The sequence below is a fragment of the Granulosicoccus antarcticus IMCC3135 genome (assembly GCF_002215215.1).
Classification (GTDB): Bacteria; Pseudomonadota; Gammaproteobacteria; order Granulosicoccales; family Granulosicoccaceae; genus Granulosicoccus; species Granulosicoccus antarcticus.
This window is the reverse complement of the sequence record NZ_CP018632.1, coordinates 5,252,298-5,274,070: the sequence shown is the minus strand read 5'-3', so window position 1 is coordinate 5,274,070 and position 21,773 is coordinate 5,252,298. Positions and strand designations below refer to the sequence as shown.

16 protein-coding genes are annotated in these 21,773 nt (G+C 53.5%); 7 read left to right on the top strand and 9 right to left on the bottom strand.

Translation table 11 applies throughout. The features are described 5' to 3' along the window. Positions 1–104 precede the first annotated feature (104 nt). On the top strand, positions 105–857 hold the full coding sequence (locus tag IMCC3135_RS22885) for an SDR family NAD(P)-dependent oxidoreductase (RefSeq protein WP_088919702.1): 753 nt from the start codon (positions 105–107) through the stop codon (positions 855–857). 135 nt (positions 858–992) lie between these two features. Here IMCC3135_RS22885 and IMCC3135_RS22880 read toward each other — a convergent pair whose 3' ends face one another. From IMCC3135_RS22880 to IMCC3135_RS22855, 6 genes are all read right to left on the bottom strand, one after another. Beyond that, positions 993–2,015 (bottom strand): fatty acid desaturase, encoded by a 1,023-nt coding sequence (locus tag IMCC3135_RS22880; protein WP_236994642.1) that lies wholly within the window; start codon positions 2,013–2,015, stop codon positions 993–995. A 678-nt stretch (positions 2,016–2,693) separates the two neighbouring features. Continuing rightward, a complete protein-coding gene (locus tag IMCC3135_RS22875) occupies positions 2,694–4,304 on the bottom strand; it encodes an ABC-F family ATPase (protein ID WP_088919700.1) in 1,611 nt (536 codons plus the stop codon). Positions 4,305–4,494: 190 nt separating this feature from the next. After that, complete coding sequence (dbpA, locus tag IMCC3135_RS22870; protein WP_088919699.1) at positions 4,495–5,886, bottom strand: ATP-dependent RNA helicase DbpA; 1,392 nt, start codon at positions 5,884–5,886, stop codon at positions 4,495–4,497. A gap of 138 nt (positions 5,887–6,024) precedes the next feature. Continuing rightward, positions 6,025–8,658 carry a bifunctional lysylphosphatidylglycerol flippase/synthetase MprF gene (mprF, locus tag IMCC3135_RS22865; protein ID WP_088919698.1) on the bottom strand — a complete coding sequence of 878 codons (2,634 nt, stop codon included), beginning with the start codon at positions 8,656–8,658 and terminating at the stop codon, positions 6,025–6,027. Between the two features lie 96 nt (positions 8,659–8,754). Further along, positions 8,755–9,639 (bottom strand): alpha/beta fold hydrolase, encoded by an 885-nt coding sequence (locus IMCC3135_RS22860; RefSeq protein ID WP_088919697.1) that lies wholly within the window; start codon positions 9,637–9,639, stop codon positions 8,755–8,757. A gap of 220 nt (positions 9,640–9,859) precedes the next feature. Further along, positions 9,860–10,288, bottom strand: coding sequence for a PACE efflux transporter (locus IMCC3135_RS22855; RefSeq protein WP_088919696.1), 429 nt, complete (start codon positions 10,286–10,288; stop codon positions 9,860–9,862). A 294-nt stretch (positions 10,289–10,582) separates the two neighbouring features. Between IMCC3135_RS22855 and IMCC3135_RS22850 the strand changes: the two genes are divergently transcribed. The 3 genes from IMCC3135_RS22850 (at position 10,583) to IMCC3135_RS22840 (ending at position 12,561) form a co-directional block, all read left to right on the top strand. Then, positions 10,583–11,134: an NUDIX domain-containing protein gene (locus tag IMCC3135_RS22850; protein ID WP_205737675.1), complete on the top strand. Its 552-nt coding sequence runs from the start codon at positions 10,583–10,585 to the stop codon at positions 11,132–11,134. A 99-nt stretch (positions 11,135–11,233) separates the two neighbouring features. After that, positions 11,234–11,677, top strand: a complete 444-nt coding sequence (gene lysM, locus IMCC3135_RS22845; protein ID WP_088919695.1) for a peptidoglycan-binding protein LysM — start codon at positions 11,234–11,236, stop codon at positions 11,675–11,677. A 95-nt stretch (positions 11,678–11,772) separates the two neighbouring features. Next, a complete protein-coding gene (locus tag IMCC3135_RS22840) occupies positions 11,773–12,561 on the top strand; it encodes a VWA domain-containing protein (RefSeq protein ID WP_236994641.1) in 789 nt (262 codons plus the stop codon). Between the two features lie 177 nt (positions 12,562–12,738). Here the strand turns inward: IMCC3135_RS22840 and IMCC3135_RS22835 are convergent, their stop codons facing one another. Beyond that, positions 12,739–14,361, bottom strand: coding sequence for a glycoside hydrolase family 16 protein (locus tag IMCC3135_RS22835; RefSeq protein ID WP_088919694.1), 1,623 nt, complete (start codon positions 14,359–14,361; stop codon positions 12,739–12,741). Positions 14,362–14,559: 198 nt separating this feature from the next. Here IMCC3135_RS22835 and IMCC3135_RS22830 point away from each other — a divergent pair, with 198 nt between their 5' ends. Beyond that, positions 14,560–16,737, top strand: a complete 2,178-nt coding sequence (locus tag IMCC3135_RS22830) for a malate synthase G (protein WP_088919693.1) — start codon at positions 14,560–14,562, stop codon at positions 16,735–16,737. Positions 16,738–16,927: 190 nt separating this feature from the next. Next, positions 16,928–17,446, top strand: coding sequence for a cytochrome P460 family protein (locus IMCC3135_RS22825; protein WP_157736217.1), 519 nt, complete (start codon positions 16,928–16,930; stop codon positions 17,444–17,446). Between the two features lie 40 nt (positions 17,447–17,486). Here the strand turns inward: IMCC3135_RS22825 and IMCC3135_RS22820 are convergent, their stop codons facing one another. After that, positions 17,487–19,835, bottom strand: a complete 2,349-nt coding sequence (locus IMCC3135_RS22820) for a DNA polymerase II (RefSeq protein ID WP_205737674.1) — start codon at positions 19,833–19,835, stop codon at positions 17,487–17,489. A 53-nt stretch (positions 19,836–19,888) separates the two neighbouring features. On the opposite strand from IMCC3135_RS22820, the gene IMCC3135_RS22815 reads away from it, so the two are divergent. Continuing rightward, on the top strand, positions 19,889–20,605 hold the full coding sequence (locus tag IMCC3135_RS22815) for a hypothetical protein (RefSeq protein ID WP_157736216.1): 717 nt from the start codon (positions 19,889–19,891) through the stop codon (positions 20,603–20,605). Between the two features lie 98 nt (positions 20,606–20,703). On the opposite strand, the gene IMCC3135_RS22810 is transcribed toward IMCC3135_RS22815, so the two are convergent. Continuing rightward, positions 20,704–21,765 (bottom strand): LacI family DNA-binding transcriptional regulator, encoded by a 1,062-nt coding sequence (locus IMCC3135_RS22810; RefSeq protein ID WP_088919689.1) that lies wholly within the window; start codon positions 21,763–21,765, stop codon positions 20,704–20,706. Between the last annotated feature and the right edge of the window lie 8 nt (positions 21,766–21,773).

Below are 21,773 nucleotides of genomic sequence, written 5' to 3'. Positions count from 1 at the left end.
TGCGTCCAGAGCAGGGGATTGGATGTTGTCCCATGCCAGGACAGCCTGTCAAAGGCTGCAAAAACTCCTCACGTCAACAAATCACAGGATAGAGAGTCACAATAATGTCTGATAAACCATTGGCACTGGTTACCGGTGCAGCACAAGGAATCGGTTACGCCTGCGCAGAAGCTCTGGCCGAAGACGGCTTTCGCTTGATACTCAGCGATATCGATGCAGAAGGTGTGAAGAAGGCCGCAGAGACATTGGGTGACGGTACGGTTGCCTTTGTTTGCGACATGGGTGATACGGCTGAGATCGAAAAGATGTTCGAGACGATTGGCTCAGAGCATGGAGCACTTTCCGTACTGGTCAACAATGCGGGTATTGCGCTACCAGCTGATTTTCTTGAAACTACCATTGAGCAATTCAAGCAGGTCATTGATATCAATCTGATCGGTACATTCCTGGCTCTGCAGCTAGCTGCCAGAAACATGGTCAAGCACAAGATCGAAGGCTCCATCGTCAACATGTCATCAATCAATGCGGTAGTCAGCATTCCCACGATTGCTGCCTATTGCGCATCGAAGGGCGGTGTTGCGCAGTTGACCAAGGCATCTGCCCTGGCTTTGGCTCCGCATAACATTCGCGTCAATGCGGTGGGACCGGGTTCGATTGATACGGCGATGCTGGCTGGCGTCAACTCCAACCCTGAAGCTTTGGCAAAGGTGATGTCACGTACGCCTCTGCAGCGTATTGGTAAAGCAAAAGAGGTTGCTGATGTGGTTGCGTTTCTGGCCAGTAGCAAGGCCAGCTATGTTACTGGCGAAACCATCTATGTCGATGGCGGTCGTCTGGGCATGAACTACACCTGCTGAGCCACTTAGGGATTGTTTCACGATCCCTTAGATCAGCTCAGCACCACCGTGTGCCGTTATTGATAGCGAGTTTGCAAACAAAGATTGCCTGGCTCTCTGAAAGGTCTCAACATGGATGTTGAAACCCGCCTGCTGTCAGCTTGATGCAAACTGCAGTCGTCGTGCATCTCTGAATGAGATCAGTTTTTTCGCGTTTTCGTCCCACAGGGCCAGACGAACGCATTTAACGCTATCCCAGAAATTCAAATAGCCAATTTCCTTGAGTTCCGGGTATGCCTTGATCACGTTGGGTAGCTTGTAGAACGGAATGCGGCTGGATAGATGGTGAACATTGTGTATACCGATATAACCAGTAATCCACATGATTGGCTTGGGTAAATCGTAATAAGAACTACCCTGCAGTGCGCCGTTTTCATGGCTCCATTCAGGACGTGTATCCCAGTAGGTTTCTTCGTACTGATGCTGTACGTAGAACATCCATACGCCGATTGATGCGCCAAGCACCACAATAGGCAGCTGGATCAGCAGAAAGGCATCAAGCCCTGCGAACTTGATCATCAGCAGTGTCATTATCAGGATTCCAGCGTTGGTCGCCAATGTGCTGCCCCAACCTGTCAGTCCTTCTTTCATCGCGCCAACAGGTATGCGATGGCGAAGCAAAAACATGTAGGAAGGGCCCAGGCCGAACATGACCAGCGGGTTGCGGTACAGGCGATACAGCAGTTTTCCAGTCTTGTTTTTTGCTTTGTACTCGGCAACGGTGAGGGTATCTATGTCACCGACACCACGTCTTTCCAGATCGCCGGAGGTAGCATGGTGGCCAGCATGTAGCTTTCTCCAGTAATCATAGGGTGTTAGCGTGAAGACTCCCAGAAAGCGCCCAACCCAGTTATTCACGACTTTCGATTTGAACATGGAGCCATGCCCACAGTCATGCTGCAAAATGAACAACCTGACCATCAGTCCACCAGCCGGTATAAGCAGCAGTACGAAGGCTACAGAGCTCAATACGGTGCCAACCTGAAGTAGTGTCCAGAGCACCAGCCAGAGTACGACGAGTGGTACCACGGTGGCCATGATCTCTATCAGGGCTCTGGTGTTGTCTGCGCTTCTGAATGGAGCAAGCAGGGTGGTCCAGTTTTTGGAATTAGTAGTCAACGTAGTGCCTGTTAGTTTGTTTAACGTGTACGTGTGATGTGGGTAGAGCTAACAATATTTGATCCAGAAACGTGTGCAGGGGTGTTGCACACGATAAATCAGCGATGGCGAGAGTCTTATCGTGAAGTGAAACCTTGGCCGCCAATATATTGACGAATAGATGTTCCAGCGTGTGTTCGGGGGTAATGCGTCAAGGAAGCGTAACGCGTTTGTCCCTCTTGTGGGATATTTCGGCGAGGTAATGTTGTAAATCAGGGGTCTGGAAACACAGTTTGTTACCCATTCGCGCAACACTCTCATGATCTGAATTTCATCATCGATGTGATCGCCGAAGGGGCGCGTGTGACCCCGGATGAGCCATGTACGGAGGCGCCTCGGTTGATCTGGGCCGCTGTATGGACACAACTCGCCTGGAAAAATTCAATCACGCTTGTGATTAAACACCTGACAAAGGCTTGGAGATCAAAGGCTGGCCTGTCAGAGCTGCGCTTCGCGGTCAGGCCATTGCTGCGAATCAAAAGGTGCTTGGCGCGGTTACGAGCGGCTGTTATCAGTTGCGCCGTATCAAGCGAGGCGAGGAGCAGTTGGACTGCTGAACGATAAGGGCCTGGAGTAGAAGAGCCGTAATCTGGAGCACCAGGCTGATATTCGTCAGCCAGGCGCTCCAGATTCAAGTCATCAGTAATTAGCGACTTTCTTGACTTCTTTCTGGCTTGCCAGGTATTCATCGTAAGTGCCGGCGAAGTTCACCAGTTTCTTACCCTTGATTTCAATGATCTGAGTGGCCAGTGAAGAGACGAATTCGCGGTCATGGCTGACAAAGATGATCGTGCCTTCGTAGTGGACCAGTGCCAGATTGAGAGCCTCGATAGCTTCCATATCCATGTGGTTGGTCGGCTCATCCAGAATCATGACATTGGGGGATGACATCATCAGCTTGCCGAACAACAGACGGTTCTTTTCACCACCGGAACAGACCTGAACAGGCTTTTCGAAGTCATCAGACGAAAACAGCAACTGACCCAGAGTGGCTCTGACGATCTGGTCATTGTGTGAAGCCTTGCGCCATTGGCTCATCCAGTCGAACAGGCTCTGATTGCCTTTGAATTCGCGGGTGTTGTCCTGCGGGCAATAACCGATCGTGGCGTTTTCTGACATCATGACCTCGCCCTTTATCGGGTCCAGTTCCTTCAGAATGCAACGCAGCAGGGTCGACTTGCCGACACCATTCTCACCAATGACAGCCAGGCGTGAACCCGCTTCGAGCATCAGGTGGCCGTTTTCGAACAGCTTGCCTTCATCAAAACCCATGCTCAGGTTTTCGAGAGTCAGGGCCTGTCGGAACAGTTTCTTGTCCTGTGAAAAATGGATGTAGGGACTGATACGGCTGGATCGCTTGATATCAGCCAGTTCAATTTTGGTGATCTGCTTCGCACGTGAAGTGGCCTGCTTGGCTTTGGATGCGTTGGCAGAGAAACGACTGACGAAATGCTGCAAGTCGGCGATCTGCGCTTTCTTCTTGGCATTCTGGTTCTGGAGTAGTTCACGAGCGGCCGTTGAGGCGATCATGAAATCGTCATAGTTACCCGGATAGACGCGCAGCTCGCCGTAGTCGATATCGGCAATATGCGAGCAGACCGTATTCAGGAAGTGACGATCGTGCGAGATGATGATGATGGTGCTTTTCTGATTGCTCAGAATGCCTTCCAGCCAGCGAATCGCATTGATATCCAGGTTGTTGGTTGGCTCATCCAGCAGCAGGATATCCGGAGATGCGAACAGGGCCTGAGCCAGCAAGACACGCAGTTTCCAACCCGGAGCAACGTCGCTCATGGGGCCAAAATGCAGAGATTCCTCGATACCGGCACCACTCAGGAACTCACCAGCACGACTCTCAGCGGTATAGCCATCCATTTCGGCAAATTCCACTTCCAGCTCAGCGACACGCATGCCATCGGCTTCAGTCATATCGGGTAGGGAATACAGGCGCTCACGCTCCTGCTTTACCTTCCACAGTTCCGCATGACCCATGATAACGGTGTCGATAACGGAGAATTCTTCGAAGGCGAACTGATCCTGGTTCAGTTTGCCGATGCGCTCATTGGGTGTTAGAGAAACATTGCCGGCGGTGGGTTCGAGTTCGCCGGAGAGAATGTTCATGAATGTGGACTTGCCACAACCATTGGCACCAATCAAGCCGTAGCGATTGCCTTCTCCGAATTTGACGGAGATATTCTCGAAAAGGGGTTTGGAGCCGAACTGAATAGTAACGTTTGCTGCAGAAATCACAAATTGGGGCCTGCGGTTGGGTACGCGCGCGCACCGATAAGAATTTAGCCGAATATACTACCATCACGGCTCGAACTATCCGACCTTCAGGCGGCATGGCATATGTGAGCCTTTAGCCTTTATCACCAGATACTGGACATTTTGTCGTGATTATTCGACTAAATGACCGCTTTCTACGATCCAGACGATGTTACCGCAACGTTCTGACCCTGAATTTACGACCCTTGATCTTGCCATTGGCAAGCAGGTCCAGCGCCTTGTGTGCTTGCGCTCGTACAACAGCCACATAGGCCATCTTGTCCAGTACGGTTATCTTGCCGATATCGTCCTTGTTCAGTTCGGAGCTCGCCGTCAGGGCGCCAACAATGTCTCCGGGACGAATCTTGTCCTTTCTGCCAGCATTGATATGCAAGGTTACTGTTGGTGGCACCAGTTTGCCGTCAGATTTTCCAGCACGGGTTGGCAGCTCCTGAATATGAATGCGTCGATTCTGGAGCTCTGCGATAGCCTGTACGCGGAAATCCTCGTTGGGCAATACCAGGCTGATTGCCAGGCCATCACTGCCGGCGCGTCCGGTTCTGCCAATACGATGAACATGTGATTCGGTATCGTGCGACAAGTCGTAGTTGATCACCGCGGACAGATCCGTGATATCCAGGCCGCGAGCGGCAACGTCGGTGGCCACCAGAATCGAGATACTGTTGTTGGCGAACTGGATCAGTGATTCGTCGCGATCATACTGATCAAGGTCACCGTGCAGGGCTTTGGCAGAAAAACCCTGTCCCTGTAGCGCCTGGGTCAGCTCCTGACAATGCAGCTTGCGATTGCAGAAAACCAGAGTCGATGCCGGATGATAGTTTTCCAGCACGCTGATCAAAGCCTGCTTTTTGCCGTTTTCAGTGGTTCTGAAGAAAACCTGGTCGATCTGTTCGCTTGATTCGGAGTTTTCCATGCGAACTTCGACCGGGTTTTTCTGCACAGCAGCACTGATATGTTTGATTTCATCAGGGTAGGTGGCGGAAAACAGCAGTGATTGCTTGATGTCGTTGGTCTTGTCCAGAATGCGCATGATGTCATCATGGAAGCCCATATCGAGCATGCGATCAGCCTCGTCCAGCACCAGAGTCTTGATGCCGCCAACCTGCAGCGAGCCCTTTTCAAGGTGCTTGAGAATGCGTCCCGGTGTGCCGACGATGACATGTGCCTCGCGCTTGAGTGAGGCAAGTTGGGCCTGCATGGGTTTGCCACCACACAGTGTCAGCACTTTGGTGTTCGGCAGAGCACTGGCGAGGCGGCGTATTTCACTGGCGACCTGGTCAGCCAGCTCACGCGTCGGGCAAAGCACCAGAGATTGTGTCAGAAAGGTCTGAATATCCAGCTTGTTCAACAGACCGATGGCAAAAGCCGCCGTTTTGCCACTGCCTGTGCGAGCCTGCGCAAGCACGTCCCGTCCCTCGAGGATCTGGGGCAAAGTCGCCGCCTGAATGGGCGTCATCTCTGCATACTCGAGTGATGCAACAGCCTCAAGCAATTCTGCGCGGATAGGCAGTGAGGAGAAAAGCTCTCCGGTAGGCTGGGTCAAGGGAAAAACTCCTGGCAGTAGTAAGTTGGGGGGATTGTACCTGCATGTGCGCAGAGCCCGGGTAACGTACTGCAGTCAATCTCGGGTTTAGAGTCGTGAATTGGTTAATTGCCTCACGAGTCTCTAATTTCCCCCCCCTTACGGTTTCCGGGTCATGCGAATCGAACCAGCAAAGCCACCACTGACCAGTGCATTGACATCGGCGGCCACCAGTAACGGGTCCATACCGCCCCAGGTCGCCATATATCGGGGTTCCCATTCGGGCAGGAATTTATTCTTGTAGTCCCGCAGCCCTTCAAAATTGTAGAAACGCCCACCGAATGTGGAAACCGCGCCCCCCAGGTGATCCCACAATCGCTTGTGGCGTGCCCGGTCGAGTCCGATCAGCGGTGCGGTGCCCAGGGAGAAGCCATCATATTCTCGTGTTTTCAGTTCGAGCATCAGGCCGATGAACAGAAACTCCATCGTTCCAGAGGGCGCGTGTTCGGTAAATCGCATCAGATCAATACTTGCCTCTTTGCTGCCTGCCGTCAGGACATTGGCAAAGGCAACGATCTCCTCTCCCTGACGCACCACAACGATAGGAAAGCGTGCCAGATAGGCCGGATCGAAACGGCCAAGGGAAAATTCCTTTTCTCGGGTGTTCTTGTGTGCCAGCCAGTTATCCGAAATGGGGCGCAGGCTTTCGATGAATCCGGGCACGTGTGGCGTTTCAATCCATTCGAGCGTCAGTCCGTCACGTTCGGCCCGCTTGTAGCGTTGACGCAATTTTGAGCGAGGTGGGCCTTCGAGTGAAAAATTAGCCAGTTTTACCTCGGCAGCCTCTCCCAGTTTGCTGAGCGAAAAGCCGACATCAATATAGTAGGTCAGCAATTTAGGACTGATACGGTAGAAAGCGGGGCGACGATTCTCGCGATCTGCCAGAGAGACAAAGTCGTCAATCAGTTCGGCTGCAGAGGTTCGCGGCCCAATCGGATCTCCCAGTGCAACCAGCGTTCTGCCCTGGCGGGCATACATGATGAAAGCATCGCCAGCGGCATTCATCAGCACCTCCTTGTCGCCCATGTACACAAAACCGGCATCAGGGTCGTACTGGGATTGAATAATGGTATGCAGAAGCTTGTCTTTAGGCAATTCTGGACGCGATTCCTGGCGAATGGCCGGGCGCAGGGCAAAAAACAGACCGGCGATCAGGGCTGCGGCGATGGCACTGCCAAACAGGCGCAGGGCACGAGGCGTATTCTCATCCTGTGCCATCTGCCACCAGAGCGCATTGCTGTAAGGCGTCTCGCGGTGCGCGATGAAGAAAGTCAGAATCAGCGCTAGTAACAGCCCGCCTACCAGGGCAATCCATTCTCTGGAAAATAGTCGGGAGCTGAGGCGCGAGGCTCGATAAAATTCCCTACGAGCAGCCCAGAGTAGAGCGGTTACCACCATGACCACAGCGGCTATGTCGTAATCGATTGACTGGACCAGCAGTGAGATGATGGCTGCAATCAGTAGCGCAAAACACAGCCAGAATGCTGCACGGATACGTTGCCGCAGTCCGTTGGACAGCAGAACAAGGCCAGCCCCGACGATGCCGATAATCACGTTCGAGACTTCCAGAACAGTTGTTGGAATCAGCGGCAATATGTCATTGAGCAGCTCTTGCGGGATCGGCACCAGGCCGTTGAGCAGCAGTACGCTACCGACCAGAAAGACGATAGACGACAGTGCCAGTACTAATAGAGGGCCACTCTCTTCAGCCAGTTTTCCCAGTGCTGCCCGGTTTGGCAAATGCCGTGCGATGAAACCCTTGCGCGGAATGGCTTCCAATAGCGCAAGGATGGTCAGCGCCAGTAGCAGCGGTATCAGATAGTAGATGGCGCGGTAGGCAAACAGCGCTGCAACCAGTGCTGCAGAATTGTCGGGTTGTATGCCAACACCTGCAATCACGACACTTTCAAAGACTCCAATGCCGCCGGGTACATGGCTGATGACCGCAATCAGTGAGGCCACAGCGAATATGGCGACGAAGGGGGCAAAGTCTATCAACACGCTATCGGGTAGTAACAGATAGAGCGTGGCTGAAGCGAGGAGCATGTCCACTACCGAATATAGAATCTGTTCGCCCAGCACTCTGGGCTTGGGCAGTGAAAGCATGCGCTGACCAATCCTGATGCCGTCGCCGGTCATCGACAGATACAGAGCAGTGAGCAGCATGCTGAGGATAATAGCCAGTGCGATCATGCGCACGCTGGTCTCATCCATTGGAAGCCAGCTGGTGGCGACCGAGGGTTCAATGGACAGACCAACCAGACCGATCATGAGCAGACCCAGTCCCAGTGAGGTGGCGCAGAATGCAGAGACGATCGCCACTTCTGTCGTATCAAGCCCCAGGCCTCGATAGACTCGCCAGCGAACGGCCCCTCCGGACAATGCCGAGAGTCCAATGGTATTGCCCAGAGCATTGGCTGTGAAGGAGCCGGCAACGAGCAAGGGCAGAGGCGCGCTGTGCCCGATGTATTGCAATGCAGAGCGGTCGTAACCGATCAAGGCGATATAACTGCCCAGCGTTGTCAGTAAGGCCAGCACAAAGGTAGTTTCAGGAATATTGCCAAAGCTGGCAATGATCTCGTGGACATCAATGCCATGCAGCAAGCGATAGATGGCAAACATTCCAGCACAGAACAGCAACAGTGCCGCTATCACCGGTGCATGCGCATGTAGATCCAGCCTGGTTTTGGCGGAAGTCTCGGGTAGCGAGTCGATAGGTCCGTTAGCGTTCATGCAATGATTTTTTTTCTTGAACTTCTGTACGTTAAATGGACAGGTCAGGGCGGTATGAACCCGACGGTTACCCGTGTGTAATTTTTGATTCTGCTTTCAGACAGGGCCTTGGCGGGCAGATGTGTCCAGAAATTTGCTTATCAATTGCAATACCTTGGCGGGTGCTGATTGAGGTACTGCATGACCAATGCCAGCCAGAATCTGTAGTGTCGCATTGGGCAGTATTCTGGCCATGTTATCCAGATGACGATGATGAACATCATCATTGGAACCTGCGATTATCAGGGTCGGTGTCACGATGGAACGCATTTGATGCTCAAGCAGCCATGGGTCGTTCTGCCACAGATCCGATATAGCTTGCGTCAAGTCGGCCCAGCGACCCGGTTCGGGCGATAATAACGAGTGCAGGATTCTGGACTTCAGCGAGCCTGCAAGCTGATCGCCTGTCAACGCACTGCGAGCCTGTTCGGTAAGCCCATCTGCATGCGCATTGACACTGATGGCAACCAGGCGCCGTATTCGTTCAGGATGGTCTCGGGCAAGCAACAGGCCGGTAATTCCTCCATCACTCCAACCCACTACATCGACCTGCATATAAGCTAGCTGGTCCAGCACCCGGATGGCATCCTTGACGAATAGATCGTATTTCAAGCTCTTGTCACCCAGGGTCGAACGTCCATGCCCGCGGGTGTCGATCATTATCAGTACACGAGACACGGCAAGGGTTGGAATCTGAGCATACCAATCCAGGTAGGAGCCGAAGCCGCCGTGCAGCAGTACCAGTGGTGGCTTGTCCGGGTCTGCTGCCGGGTTGCGTATGAGCCGATAGGTAATCTGCGCATCAGAGGACTCGACGCAGTCCTGTTTCAGCCAGCGTCGATTGGCTATTCGCCATTTTACGAATCTGTAGAGATCAACAGAATACGGGCGCGACAACCAGGTTAGCGCAATACCAAGCAGAATCAGAAATAAGGCAATCATGCGTTGAAATCATTCGCCTGCGCGAACAAGCGATCAGAGTCTGGTAGGGGTGGGGCGACACCGGGCAGGGGCTGATAACAGTCCCTGTCCGGTTAACAGACGATGATTATACGTGCCGCTACTGAAGTTTCGCTGAGTTGCCGGCAGGACTAACGTGGCAATGAGATGTCAATGCGGACATGGTACTGAGAGCGACGTCTTCTTGAAAGCGACAGACGTTCTAGTGAGCTTCAGCCATCACCGGTAATGGAAACAGGTAATCGTAGACGCAGTTGTAGGCAAACGAATAAATCAGATAGAAGGCCGCCAGCGCAATATCCATTTTCAGCGCTTCCCACAGGCTGATGTTGAGGTAAAAGCTGATAAAAGGCAGCAGCACCATCAATAGCCCGATTTCAAACATAAAGGAGTTGAGCAGGCGTTGTCGAAAGGTTTTCTTGACCGTTCCGTAGCGTCGCAGCAAGGCGTGGTCGAATAGATAGTTGAAGCAGTAGACCCACAGAGTGGCAATCACTGAACCGAACACTCCGATGACGCCCACGTCCTGAAGTGTGAGACCAAACATCAGAATGCCTAAAGGCACCACAAGTAGAAAGCCGATCAGTTCGAAACACAAGGCGTGACGAATGCGGTCTGTAACTGTACGCATGGGGAGCTCCCGTTTGCTGAAACCGGGTCGTCCCGTATAAAAAATTTAGCCAGAGGTCGTCCACTGACAAGTCAATGATAGTGGCAAGAAATAGAGGATACAAGCGGTTTGCTGATTCCATTTTCTCAGAAGTGCTGTTCAGCTGAGTGCTGGTGGGCCGATCGGGAAATATTGCAGAGTTCTGCGTTGCAGAAATGTTGAATAAATAGTCGATGCCTTGTACAGCAGTCGATGATGCCTGCGACATGTTGGTAACATGCCCATTCGATCTTTCCTGCTCGGAGCTTGCTCGCCATGGCTGAACCAGAATTACGCCGAATCGATTCCAGAACGGTCTACAAGAATCGATGGATGACCGTGCGCGAGGACAGGGTCAGGCGCGCCAATGGCGATGACGGTCTTTATGGTGTGGTGGAAAAGCCCGATTTCTCACTGATTGTGCCGTTTGATGGTGAAAAATTTCATCTGGTTCAGCAATACCGCTATCCGGTAGGCGGTCGGTATTGGGAATTTCCGCAAGGTTCGAAAGAGCTGGAACCCGATACGGCTCCGGAGCAGGTCGCCGCTGAAGAGCTGGCAGAAGAGACCGGATTGACGGCCAACAGCATTGTCCATCTGGGCAGATTGTTTCAAGCCTACGGCTACTCAAATCAGGCCGTCAATGTGTATCTGGCCACAGAGCTGACGCCAGGTGAAGCCAGTCCGGAGGTCGAGGAAGAGGGCTTGATTACGCAATCATTCACCCGGGCTCAGTTTGATGCAATGCTGAAAGATGGCCGGATGGCAGATCTTGCCTCGGTGGCGGCCTTGCAATTGTTTGACCGCCATATGTCGACCTCGGCCTGAATTACCCAAGGCTCTTGAACGTGATTTGACTGTGTTACCGTACCGTCGACAGCAATGATTGCTGATCAAATTCTTTCAATAAAACAAGGGTATTTCACGATGGGACTATTCGATTTTGCCAAAGACATGGGCAAGAAGCTGTTTGACTCTGAAGATGATGCGTCGGGCAAGATCAAAGAGGCTTTGGAGAGTGATAACCCCGGAATTGAAGGCCTGGATGTCTCTTATGAAGGTGGCAAGGTTGTTCTGACGGGTAAGGCCGCCTCTGCAGAGGCAATGGAAAAAGCCGTGTTGATAGCAGGCAATGTTGAAGGCGTCACCGATGTTGATGTCTCCGGTCTGGAATCTCCGGCCGCTGCGGCTGATGTGGTGTATTACACGGTGCAATCCGGTGATTCTTTGTCAAAGATTGCAAAATCCTATCTCGGCGATGCGATGGCTTATCCCGCTCTGTTCGAGGCGAATCGCGAAGTCATCAAAGATGCGGACCTGATCTACCCCGGTCAGAAAATTCGTATTCCAGGCGGCAAGGCTCCAGCCTGATCTTGTAACGAGGTAGTGCGCTTGAAAAACTGTGATTGTGAACTGACAATAACAGGAGAGTAGGGCGCCAGGCCCTCAGAGCAGGAGAGGGTTGGATGATAGGGAATAAAAAAACAGGGCGAGGCACAACATCATCAGCTTCTGCCGATGCGCCTGTTCAATCATCGAGTGGTGCATCGAAGGCCAGTGTCAGCAACTCTGAGGCACTGAGTACGCGTAATGAGGTCGATGCGTTTCTGGACGCGGTCAAAGTGACCCCGGCAACCACCCACGGAGAAGGCCGTGGCCGCCTGATTTTCTCACTGGATGCAACGGCCAGTCGCCAGCGTACCTGGGACCAGGCGATGTCATTGCAAAGTGACATGTTCATCCATACCCGCGGTATCGGTACGTTGGATGTGCAGTTGGTGTATTACCGAGGTTACGATGAATGTCGTGCCTCGAAGTGGCTGGACAATGCGGACAAGGTCATCGCTCTGATGCGCAAGGTCACATGCCAGGCTGGCAGAACTCAAATTGGGCGAGTGCTCAAACATGCGCTGGCCGAGTGTCGTGCCAAACCCGTCCAGGCACTGGTATTCGTCGGCGATTGTGTTGAAGAGAATATCGATGAGCTGGGCAACCTGGCCGGTCAGGCACGCTTACTGGGAATGCCGGTCTTCGTATTCCAGGAAGGCCATGATCCGAATGCCAGCTACGCCCTGGCTCAGGTCGCCAAACTATCCGGTGGTGCCCATTGTCGCTTTGATGCCTCTTCGGCCAGACAGTTGGGGGATCTGCTAAATGCGGTGGCAGCCTATGCTGCTGGTGGACGTGCAGCCTTGCAAGCTCTGGAGCGCCAGGGCTCCAATCAGGCTGCCGCCTTGCTGGAGCAATTATCCTGAGGTTTGGCTTGTGAGGGGGGGGGGGCATTCTGCCCCGAGCGTGAAAAGTACTAGCTGGCCTGAGTAGCTCTAGTCGGAAAGGATAATGCAAGTCGCTAAAGATATTCAAGTCCCTAAATATACTGATGCAAGCCCGAACTCGTTGTTTGAGTCCGGGCTTGGCAACAGCGCAGAATGCTACTGCGGATATAATCCATTGGTGCTGTAAGCATCACGCTGCCAGGCACGGATATAATCGATTTCAAGACTGATCGGGAAGTTGCCAGCCTCGATATCCGGCGTCGGTGCCCAGCCACTGCCGGTTACCAGATAGGTCACGATGTTCATGCCCTGACGCGCCACCTGAGGGCCGCTCATTCGTTTGATCTCCTTGCCATCGATATACCAGATAACCAGTTGCGGTTCCCACAGAACACCGTAGGTGTGAAACTCATCGCTATACAGGCTGCCATCCGGGTTCTTGAAATTCATGGTCGGCGCAGAACGAAGCTCTCCTGTATTCACATCCGCATAGTGATATGTCTGGAAAGCATCTTCGTCACCAAAGGGGTTTTCACCCAGGTATTCGACAATGTCAATTTCCGGTGCGTGCAGGTTGACGCCTTCACCGGGGTAACGGTGGTACAGATAAAAGCTGGACAAGGCACCGAAGGTATCGCTGGTCTTCATGCGTGATTCCACATACCCGTAGGTCATGTTGAATTTGTCATGAGTGGATAAAGCGCCTGAGAGAAACAGACATTGGTCCTTGCCAGAGCTGTTGGCATCGTTACACACATCCGGCAGAGAGCTTTTCAGTTCCTCAGGTGTGGGGATGGCTTCAATCGTCAGGATTGAATCAGCAATCTTGAACGGGTTGTAACCAAAGTCCGGCTCATCCTGAGAGTTTACGAAGTATTGCTGCTCACCGTTGATGATGGTCTCATCGCCAAAGACCAGCTGTGTATTCCAGCGGGCGCTGTCGATGACATCGGTATTGAACTCATCTTCGAATACGACCGAGAACTTGTCCATGAAATAGGCCGTATTGCTCAGATCGTGGTTTTGCGCAAAGCGACTCTCGTCCAGAAAGGGGTCGGCGTACAAGGGCACGGCAGCACCGCTGGTGGCGTGATAAGTGATAGTGATAGGGTCGGAAGGTGCTGATTCCTGGCCCTCATCGTCGACAGCGATCACTTCATAGCTGAAGATGTCGCCCGCTTTGGGGCCATTGATGGCGCATTCGTGCAGTCGTGTTGCAAAGCGCGTGTAATTGCAGTCCATGAAAGAGGTCGTATTCCAGTACTTGTCGATTTCCCTCTGGGCATTGCCATCAGCATCAGTCTGATCCTGACGGATGGTATAGACATGTCCGTCGCTGCGAAGAATACGGTAAGCCACAACAGCGCTGTCATCGTTGGATGGTGCCCAGCTGAATTCTGCCCAGTCATTGGAAACCAGATCGATGCGCAGGTTCTTGGGTTGGGTGGGTGGGCCGCCCGCGGTGGCTGCCTCATTGTCCACTTCCAGCAAAGAGCCGAACGGGTCGCTTAGTGAAGGGCCAGGAATGGGGGCTGCCAACAGATCCACTGTCGGAATGGTGGGATCTGGCAAATCGCCAAAGTCAGGGACTGTGTCAACCGGCTGATCAGAATCGACTGAATCAGTGTCACTGTTGTCGATCGGCGTATCGGTATCGATGACGTCGGTGCTGGTGCCATCCTCGGCTGTGAGTATTCTTGAAGTGTTGTCGCTAGAGGAGCAGGCCGCAAGGCTTGCAATGGCCAGGGAGAGGATACTATGACGTAGCAGTGGATTCATTCGAGATTCAGCCGTTGTCGGGTTCTGAAAAGATGTGCAAAGGATAAACAGCTCTTTGGCAGGTGTTGCGGAACTACGTCGTAAATTGACCGTGACGTGCTACACAGATCGCTCATAGGGTCCTGCTCTGGTAGAATTACGGGTTAGGTCGCGGCAACTTGCTACCGACAATCTAGCCTTCAACCTACTGGAAAAATTATGAGCGTTAAGACTGCTGGCGGTTTGACAGTCGCTTCATCCCTGCACGATTTCATTGTTAATGAAGCACTGCCGGGCACGGGCATCGAAGCCGATGCACTTTTCACCTCTCTGGCAGGCATTCTGGCTGAGCTGGGGCCTCGTAATGAGGCGGCATTGGCGCGCCGTGATCAGATTCAGGCACAGTTGGATGAGTGGCACAAAGCGCATCCTGGTGCTGTTGATGCGGTTGCCTACAAGGCTTTTCTGGTCGAAATTGGCTATCTGGAGCCGATCGTCGAAGATTTCAGTGTGCAGGTTTCCAAAGTGGATGCTGAGATCGCCACCATTGCGGGTCCGCAGCTGGTTGTACCCGTCAATAACGCACGGTATGCACTGAATGCCGCCAATGCACGTTGGGGCAGTCTGTATGACGCTCTGTACGGTACTGATGCTATCAGCGAAGCTGATGGTGCCGAACGTAAAAAGGAATACAACCCGATTCGCGGTCAACGGGTCGTGGCACTGGCCAACCAGCTGCTGAATGACTCTGCTCCATTGGTCCAGAACGGATATGCCGATGTAACCAGCTATGCCATTGTCGATGGTGCGTTGAAACTGACGCTGGCATCGGGCAGTGAAGTCGGTTTGAAAAACCCACAGCAATGTGTTGGCTATACGGGTGATGCGGCCATGCCTGCCTCGGTTCTGCTGCAGAACAACGGCCTGCACATGGAAATCGTCTTTGATAAAACCAGCCCGGTTGGCCGTGCCAGCGCGGCAGGAGTCTCCGATGTCATCATGGAATCGGCTCTGACGACCATCCAGGATTGTGAAGACTCGGTGACAGCCGTGGATGCGGATGACAAGGTACTGGTTTATCGCAACTGGCTGGGCCTGATGAAAGGTGACCTGGCTGAGCAAGTCGAGAAGAACGGCAAGCAGCTGGTTCGCAAGCTGAACCCGGATCGAGGCTATATCGATATGCAGGGCAATGGCATGACATTACCAGGTCGTAGCGTACTGCTGGTGCGTAATGTGGGTACCCATATGCTCACAGATTCAGTACTCGATGCTGATGGCAAGCAGGTTCCAGAATCCTACCTGGATGCGATGTTCACCAGTCTTATCGCCATGCACGATCTCAAGAAGGGCGAGACAGATGCGCGTAATTCTCGCGCAGGAAGTGTCTATATCGTCAAGCCAAAACAGCATGGTTCCGATGAAGTAGCCCTGTCAGTCAAGCTCTTTTCCATGGTTGAAGAAGCTCTGGGTCTGGCGGCAAACACGGTGAAGATGGGCATCATGGATGAAGAGCGCCGCACCTCTGTCAATCTGAAAAACTGTATTTCAGCGGCTCGCGAGCGTGTCATTTTCATCAATACCGGTTTCCTTGATCGTACCGGTGATGAGATGCATACCAGCATGTACGCCGGTGTCATGGTGCCCAAGGGCGAGATGAAGAACTCGACCTGGTTGGCTGCCTATGAAGACAACAACGTGGATGTTGGCCTGGCTTCTGGTCTGCAGGGTAATGGTCAGATCGGTAAAGGCATGTGGGCAATACCGGATCAGATGGCAGCCATGTTGGCAGCCAAGCAGGCTCATCCGGAAGCGGGTGCCAATACCGCCTGGGTACCTTCGCCAACTGCCGCCACCTTGCATGCAATGCATTATCACAAGGTAGATGTGCATGCGGTTCAGGAAACTCTGAAGAGCCGCCAGAAGGCCAGCGTTGATGCCATCCTCACCATTCCTTTGAGTGAGCAGGGACGCAACTTCTCAACTGAAGAAATTCAGCATGAGCTGGACAACAACTCACAAAGTATTCTGGGTTATGTGGTTCGCTGGGTAAATCAGGGTGTGGGCTGTTCCAAGGTGCCAGATATCAATGATGTGGGCCTGATGGAAGATCGTGCCACATTGCGTATATCCAGCCAGTTTCTGGCTAACTGGTTACAGCACGAGATCATCACCATCGAGCAGGTTCGTAATGCCATGGAACGCATGGCGCTGGTTGTTGATGGACAGAATGCCAATGATGCTGGCTACACGGCCATGGCTCCGAACTTTCAGGACAGCATCGCCTTTCAGGCTGCGCTGGATCTGGTACTGCTGGGGCGGGAACAAGCGAATGGCTATACCGAGTTTGTTCTGACAGAGCGTCGTCGACAGGTCAAAGCTGCCGCCGCGATCTAACAGGTTTTACATTATTTAACAGCGCCGCTTGACTGTAGGTATTGACAGTCAGGCGGTACTGTTTTCTGGTTTATTCATTTGCGGTTTTTGCACCTTGTGCGGAATTTTTGACGTTAGCCGGAGTCCATAGTTAAGGGCCAGAATTTTGCAGGTGGTCCGATCATTCCGAACATAGAAAGAGGGGATTAACGTGAGAAAAGCCGCATACATGAAGCTCAATGCAGTCGTTGCTATCAGCGCTTTACTGGCTGGTTGCAGTACTTTGTCTGCACCGTTCAGGGATGCTGATCCTCGATGGGCGGACTACAAGTCGTGGACCAAGGTCACAGAGCTTGAGCCCAGCACCGGTAACCCGACCCGATTTCTGGGTGGCGTTCACATGGGTGATGAAGGCTATCGTGATGTCTACGTCAACGACATAGCCAAGGAGGCTTTGTTGGGCAGCGCTCCTTACAATCTGCCAGAAGGTTCTGTCATCGTAAAAGAACAATTCGCTGATCAGGCCGACTGGGAAGCCAACCGCAAGGCGGCCCACACCATCAGTGTCAAAGTGGCTAAAACTGACGAGCTCTCCAAAGACAACTGGATCTGGGCAGATAGCTACAAAGGGGATGCTGGAGAGAGCGCCTTCTGTTCAGGCTGTCATTCGATTGCTGCCAAGACTGACTTCGTTTTCACGCATGGCGATTTTCTGAAAACTCAGGAATAAAAAGACAGGCGGGGCAGTAGAAGCTGGCGCAGCCGAATACTCAGAACATTTGCAACTGTGCATCGGTAATTGCTGAAAAGCTGGTGTCCAGAAACTGCAGAATGCCATCGGCAGCCGGTGCCAGCTGCTTGTCCAGATAATGTTGGTAGTCTGGAGCCGATTCCTGTTTCTCAAGCGGCTCCGGGCCATTACGAGTGATGAGATAACTAATGGTTCTGCCGCTGTGCGGTAGTTTGCGTGCCGCCTGAATATGCGGAGGTACATTGCGCTGGTAATCATCCAGTGCCCGCCGAATCCGTTTACGATAAACAAGCTGCTCATCCAGTTCACCGGCCCTTAGCTGCTCGGCGGTGGTGCGCACGAATTCGTCAAATGGCAGGTCCAGGAATACCCGCCGAAACAGCTCGCGCTGAAAATTTCGCGCCAGCGGTGTCCAGTCTGTGCGAGCCGCCTCCAGGCCTTTGACGATCAGCACCGAGTCTGGTTCTATCAGTCCCGCATAGCGCTTCTTGCTACCGGTGGGCATGCCACGTACCGTGGGCATGAAGAAGCGCGAGTAGTGGGTCTCATATTCCACTTCCAGATGAGAGGCTATCCCGAAACGCTGAGACAGTTCTTCAGTCCACCACAGATTCAATGCCTGCATCAGACTGTTGCCCACCTCTGCACAGGCTTGCGCATCCCGGCCTTCGCCGACCAGTACGAACAATGAATCGGTATCGCCATAGATGACAGGGTAGCCCTGTTCCTCGATCCAGTCGCGTGAACGGGTGATGATCTCGTGGCCGCGCCGGGTAATGCTGGAGACCAGTTGCTGGCTGTAGAAGCGGCAACCCGTGGTACCCAGAACACCATAAAACGAATTCATGATGATCTTGATGGCCTGTGATAAAGGCGCATTGCGATGTTGCTTGGCCTCATCACGGGCTGCCCAGAGCTCTTCAATCAGGCCTGGCAGGATATGCTGTTCTCTGGAGAAGGTGGCTTCGACAAAACCTGGCACCGGATTCTCTCCGGGCACCGCCAGCCCCATGGGGTCAATAAAGAAAGTACGAATGATGCTGGGATACAGACTCTTGAAGTCCAGCACCAGAATGTTTTTATACAAGCCTGGTACCGAGTCCATGACATAGCCCCCGGGGCTGCCCGCAGTGTTGCTGCGATTATTGACATCGGGTGCTACAAAACCTGCCCGATGCAGCCGTGGCAAGTACAGATTGTCGAAGGCTGCCACCGAACCACCGAGCCGATCCAGCGCCAGGCCGGTCAGATTGGCACGCTGAATGGCGAAGGCCAGCAGATCCGCCTTGATGAAGATCTCATTGACCAGGGTGCAGTCGCGGATGTTGTAGTCAGCCAGTTGCGGCTTGTCATCACGAAACAGACGATTGATCTCGGCTACCTTGTCTTGTTCTGCGGTAATCAGCTTGCCGGTGCCCAGCAGTTCATGGGACACATTGTCGAGTGAAAAGCTGTCGAAGGACCAGAATCCTGCCTTGAGCAAGTCGATGCCATCAAAAACAGCTCGCCCCGGCACTCGCGCAATGCGCGGTGATCCGGGGTTGCCCGGTTGCAGCACCGCAGCGGTTTCACCACCGCGGCCGAGTCGGAAAGGGATGCCCAGTGCCTGACATTTCTGATCCATGAAGTTCAGGTCGAAATTGACCACCGCCCAGCCGGTCAGAGCATCGGGGTCGATATCGATGATCCAGTCGAAAAATGCGTTCAGTAACGTCTTTTCATCAGACTTGTAGATGAGCTTGTAGCCATCTCGCATCTCATCCTGCGCCTGACCGATCATGAACACCACATCGGCAGGGGCGTCTTCTGATACATCCTGCGATGCGTCTTTCGATATGTCCTGTGAGGGCATGATGGCTGCGGCAACCGAGTACAGTGTGCGGCTACGGCCCCGGGTCTCGATGTCGATGGCAACCGTTCGCAGCTGCGGCTGGTAGTTGCCGGGCAATAACCTGGGCTGACGGACCCGGTAATGGTTTCCAACTGCCTCCACGGTGCCTTCGATGCGGATTGGCGCCCGGATAAAGCGTTCCATCAGATAGCGGTCCACCGGTTTGATGTCGGACTCACAAAGCGGTAAATCACTCTGGCGCAACTGCTGCAAGTCACGCTGCTGACGAAAATACAGTCCATCCACCGCCTCACCGTGCAGTAACGTCAGCTCCAGCGGTTTTCGCAAGGTGCCAGAGGGCAGTGAAACTGGCACTGATCGTTCGATGAAACAGACCGCTTGCTGGCCTCGAATGATCAGATGAACCGGTCCCTGATCGGAACAGGCCCACAGGGAAAGTTCCAATCCTTGCGGAGTATCACGCCAATGGCGGGTGAGGAGATAGGCATCCAGACTCATGAGCGATAGTGTACTCATGTTGCTCGTGTACCATGCAGGAAACACGCATCAATGGAGTCGTCAGACTACTCATGTTTCGATATCTGCCAGGAATTGTGCTGGTCCAGGTGGTCACGCTGGCTCTGTTCTGGGTCAATCTGGGCGCAACCACTGAGGATCTGCTGCTGCGTGCCGGTTTGCCGGCCGCCATCATTGCGTGCGTGACGGCTTTGTGGCTATCAACTCTGGCACGGATGGATGCCGAACGAGGCACTACCCAGCTGCGTGATGAGCATGCCACTGAACGGGAACGGCTGAACCGCGAGATCGAGCGGACCCGCTCCGAGGTGATGCAGCAGGCCAGTGCCGACAAGGCACAGTTACAAGAGCGCGCACACGTCGAGCGCGAGCGCCTGGTCAAGCAGACTCACAAGCAATTGCTGCAACGTGAACGCAGCATCAGCCGCAGTGCCAACCTCAAGGTCGGTTTGGCTTTCATGGCTGTCAGCAGCCTGGGTGTGCTGATGCTGGTCACCAATATGTTGACACTGGGCATACTCACCATCTCCACCGCCGGTGGTGCACTGGGTGGCTATTTACTGCGCTGGCGTCAGTCGCGCCTGGCACTGGATCGGATGTCAGGAACTCTGCCAGGCTCCAAGGTGGTGAACGATGCCAGTGTCATCGAGATGGGAGAGGAACCCAGTGACAAGTCGCTGGCCGTCAGCAAGCGCAATTCGGGTGTCCCTTCTGGCACAACCAAGAAGCGCCGCTCACCCGCAGCGGGCAAGTCCAAGTCTGGTAAGTAGCAGGCCATCAATTGTTTTCCTGAGTGTTTTCCTGAGGGTGCCGCTGACTCAAGCGCTGAAAGAGCAGTAACGGTTGGCAAAGTCGAGTCCATTACTGCTCAGCGACAGGCGCGGGCGGTGGATTCTCGCAACATCAGCTGTGTCGGCAGAACATGATCGGGCCGTATCGCACCATCCCGAAAACTGAGTTTGTCTATCAGCGCCTCTGCGGCTAGTTGTCCGATCCTGCATGCCGGTAGGCGCACCGTCGTCAAGGGTGGCTCAATGGCAGAGGAGCCTCGAAAGTCACCAATGCCGACAACCGATACTTGTGCGGGTACCTTGATTCCGAGCCGTGTCGCTGCATGAATAACACCATGAGCAATAATGTCATTGCCGCAGACAAAGGCTGTGGGCGGGTTGTTCTCCAGTAGTTGGATAGCCACCGATTTGGCAGTAGCCATGTCGTAGGGGCAGGGAAGATTCCAGTGATCCGGTACGCTGATTCCTGCGCTTTTCAGCGCTTGCAGGGCTCCCGTCTTGCGATCGCGCGCTCGGTCATTGAATTGTGTATCGGGAAACAACAGGGCAATTTGCCGATGCCCGAGCCTGATCAGATGTTCGGTTATATCAATGGCCACCTGACGGTTATCGGTACCGATACTGGGAATACCCTGAACGCCGATGGCATTCCATAGTGTCACGACCGGAATGCCACGCACTTTCAGCATCTCCACCGCCGCGCTTGAATGATCCCGACCGACCAGAGCGACCGCATCAATGCGTCGTTCCAGCAGGGAGCGCACGATATCGACCTCGCGTTCCAGATCATAGTTGTGGCTGGCAATCAGCATGGTTCTGTCATTCTGATGCAAGCGATCGGAGAAGGCTTCAATCAGTTCGGAGAAGATCGCGTGATCGATAGTGGGGACGATCAGACCGACGCTGCCGCTCATCTTGCCGTGCAATGCCCCCGCGATCCGATCGCGAATATAGCCTAGTTCACGCGCCGCCTTTTCGATACGCACCCGGGTGTCAGGGCGCACCACATCAGGATTGTTGAAGTAGCGCGATACGGTTGCACCGGACACGCCTGCTCGCAGAGCGACATCGAGAATTCCGGGCGCCCCCTTGCGCGATCGTGAGCGTTTGCGGGCAGCGTGTTCTGGCGTCTTATTCATAGGTACTC

Coding starts and splice junctions, on each gene's coding strand:
- IMCC3135_RS22885 (WP_088919702.1), top strand. CDS start 105: ATGTCTGATAAACCATTGGCACTGGTTACCGGTGCAGCACAAGGAATC.
- mprF (WP_088919698.1), bottom strand. CDS start 8,658: ATGAACGCTAACGGACCTATCGACTCGCTACCCGAGACTTCCGCCAAA.
- IMCC3135_RS22860 (WP_088919697.1), bottom strand. CDS start 9,639: ATGATTGCCTTATTTCTGATTCTGCTTGGTATTGCGCTAACCTGGTTG.
- IMCC3135_RS22855 (WP_088919696.1), bottom strand. CDS start 10,288: ATGCGTACAGTTACAGACCGCATTCGTCACGCCTTGTGTTTCGAACTG.
- IMCC3135_RS22850 (WP_205737675.1), top strand. CDS start 10,583: ATGGCTGAACCAGAATTACGCCGAATCGATTCCAGAACGGTCTACAAG.
- lysM (WP_088919695.1), top strand. CDS start 11,234: ATGGGACTATTCGATTTTGCCAAAGACATGGGCAAGAAGCTGTTTGAC.
- IMCC3135_RS22840 (WP_236994641.1), top strand. CDS start 11,773: ATGATAGGGAATAAAAAAACAGGGCGAGGCACAACATCATCAGCTTCT.
- IMCC3135_RS22835 (WP_088919694.1), bottom strand. CDS start 14,361: ATGAATCCACTGCTACGTCATAGTATCCTCTCCCTGGCCATTGCAAGC.
- IMCC3135_RS22830 (WP_088919693.1), top strand. CDS start 14,560: ATGAGCGTTAAGACTGCTGGCGGTTTGACAGTCGCTTCATCCCTGCAC.
- IMCC3135_RS22820 (WP_205737674.1), bottom strand. CDS start 19,835: ATGAGTACACTATCGCTCATGAGTCTGGATGCCTATCTCCTCACCCGC.
- IMCC3135_RS22815 (WP_157736216.1), top strand. CDS start 19,889: ATGTTTCGATATCTGCCAGGAATTGTGCTGGTCCAGGTGGTCACGCTG.
- IMCC3135_RS22810 (WP_088919689.1), bottom strand. CDS start 21,765: ATGAATAAGACGCCAGAACACGCTGCCCGCAAACGCTCACGATCGCGC.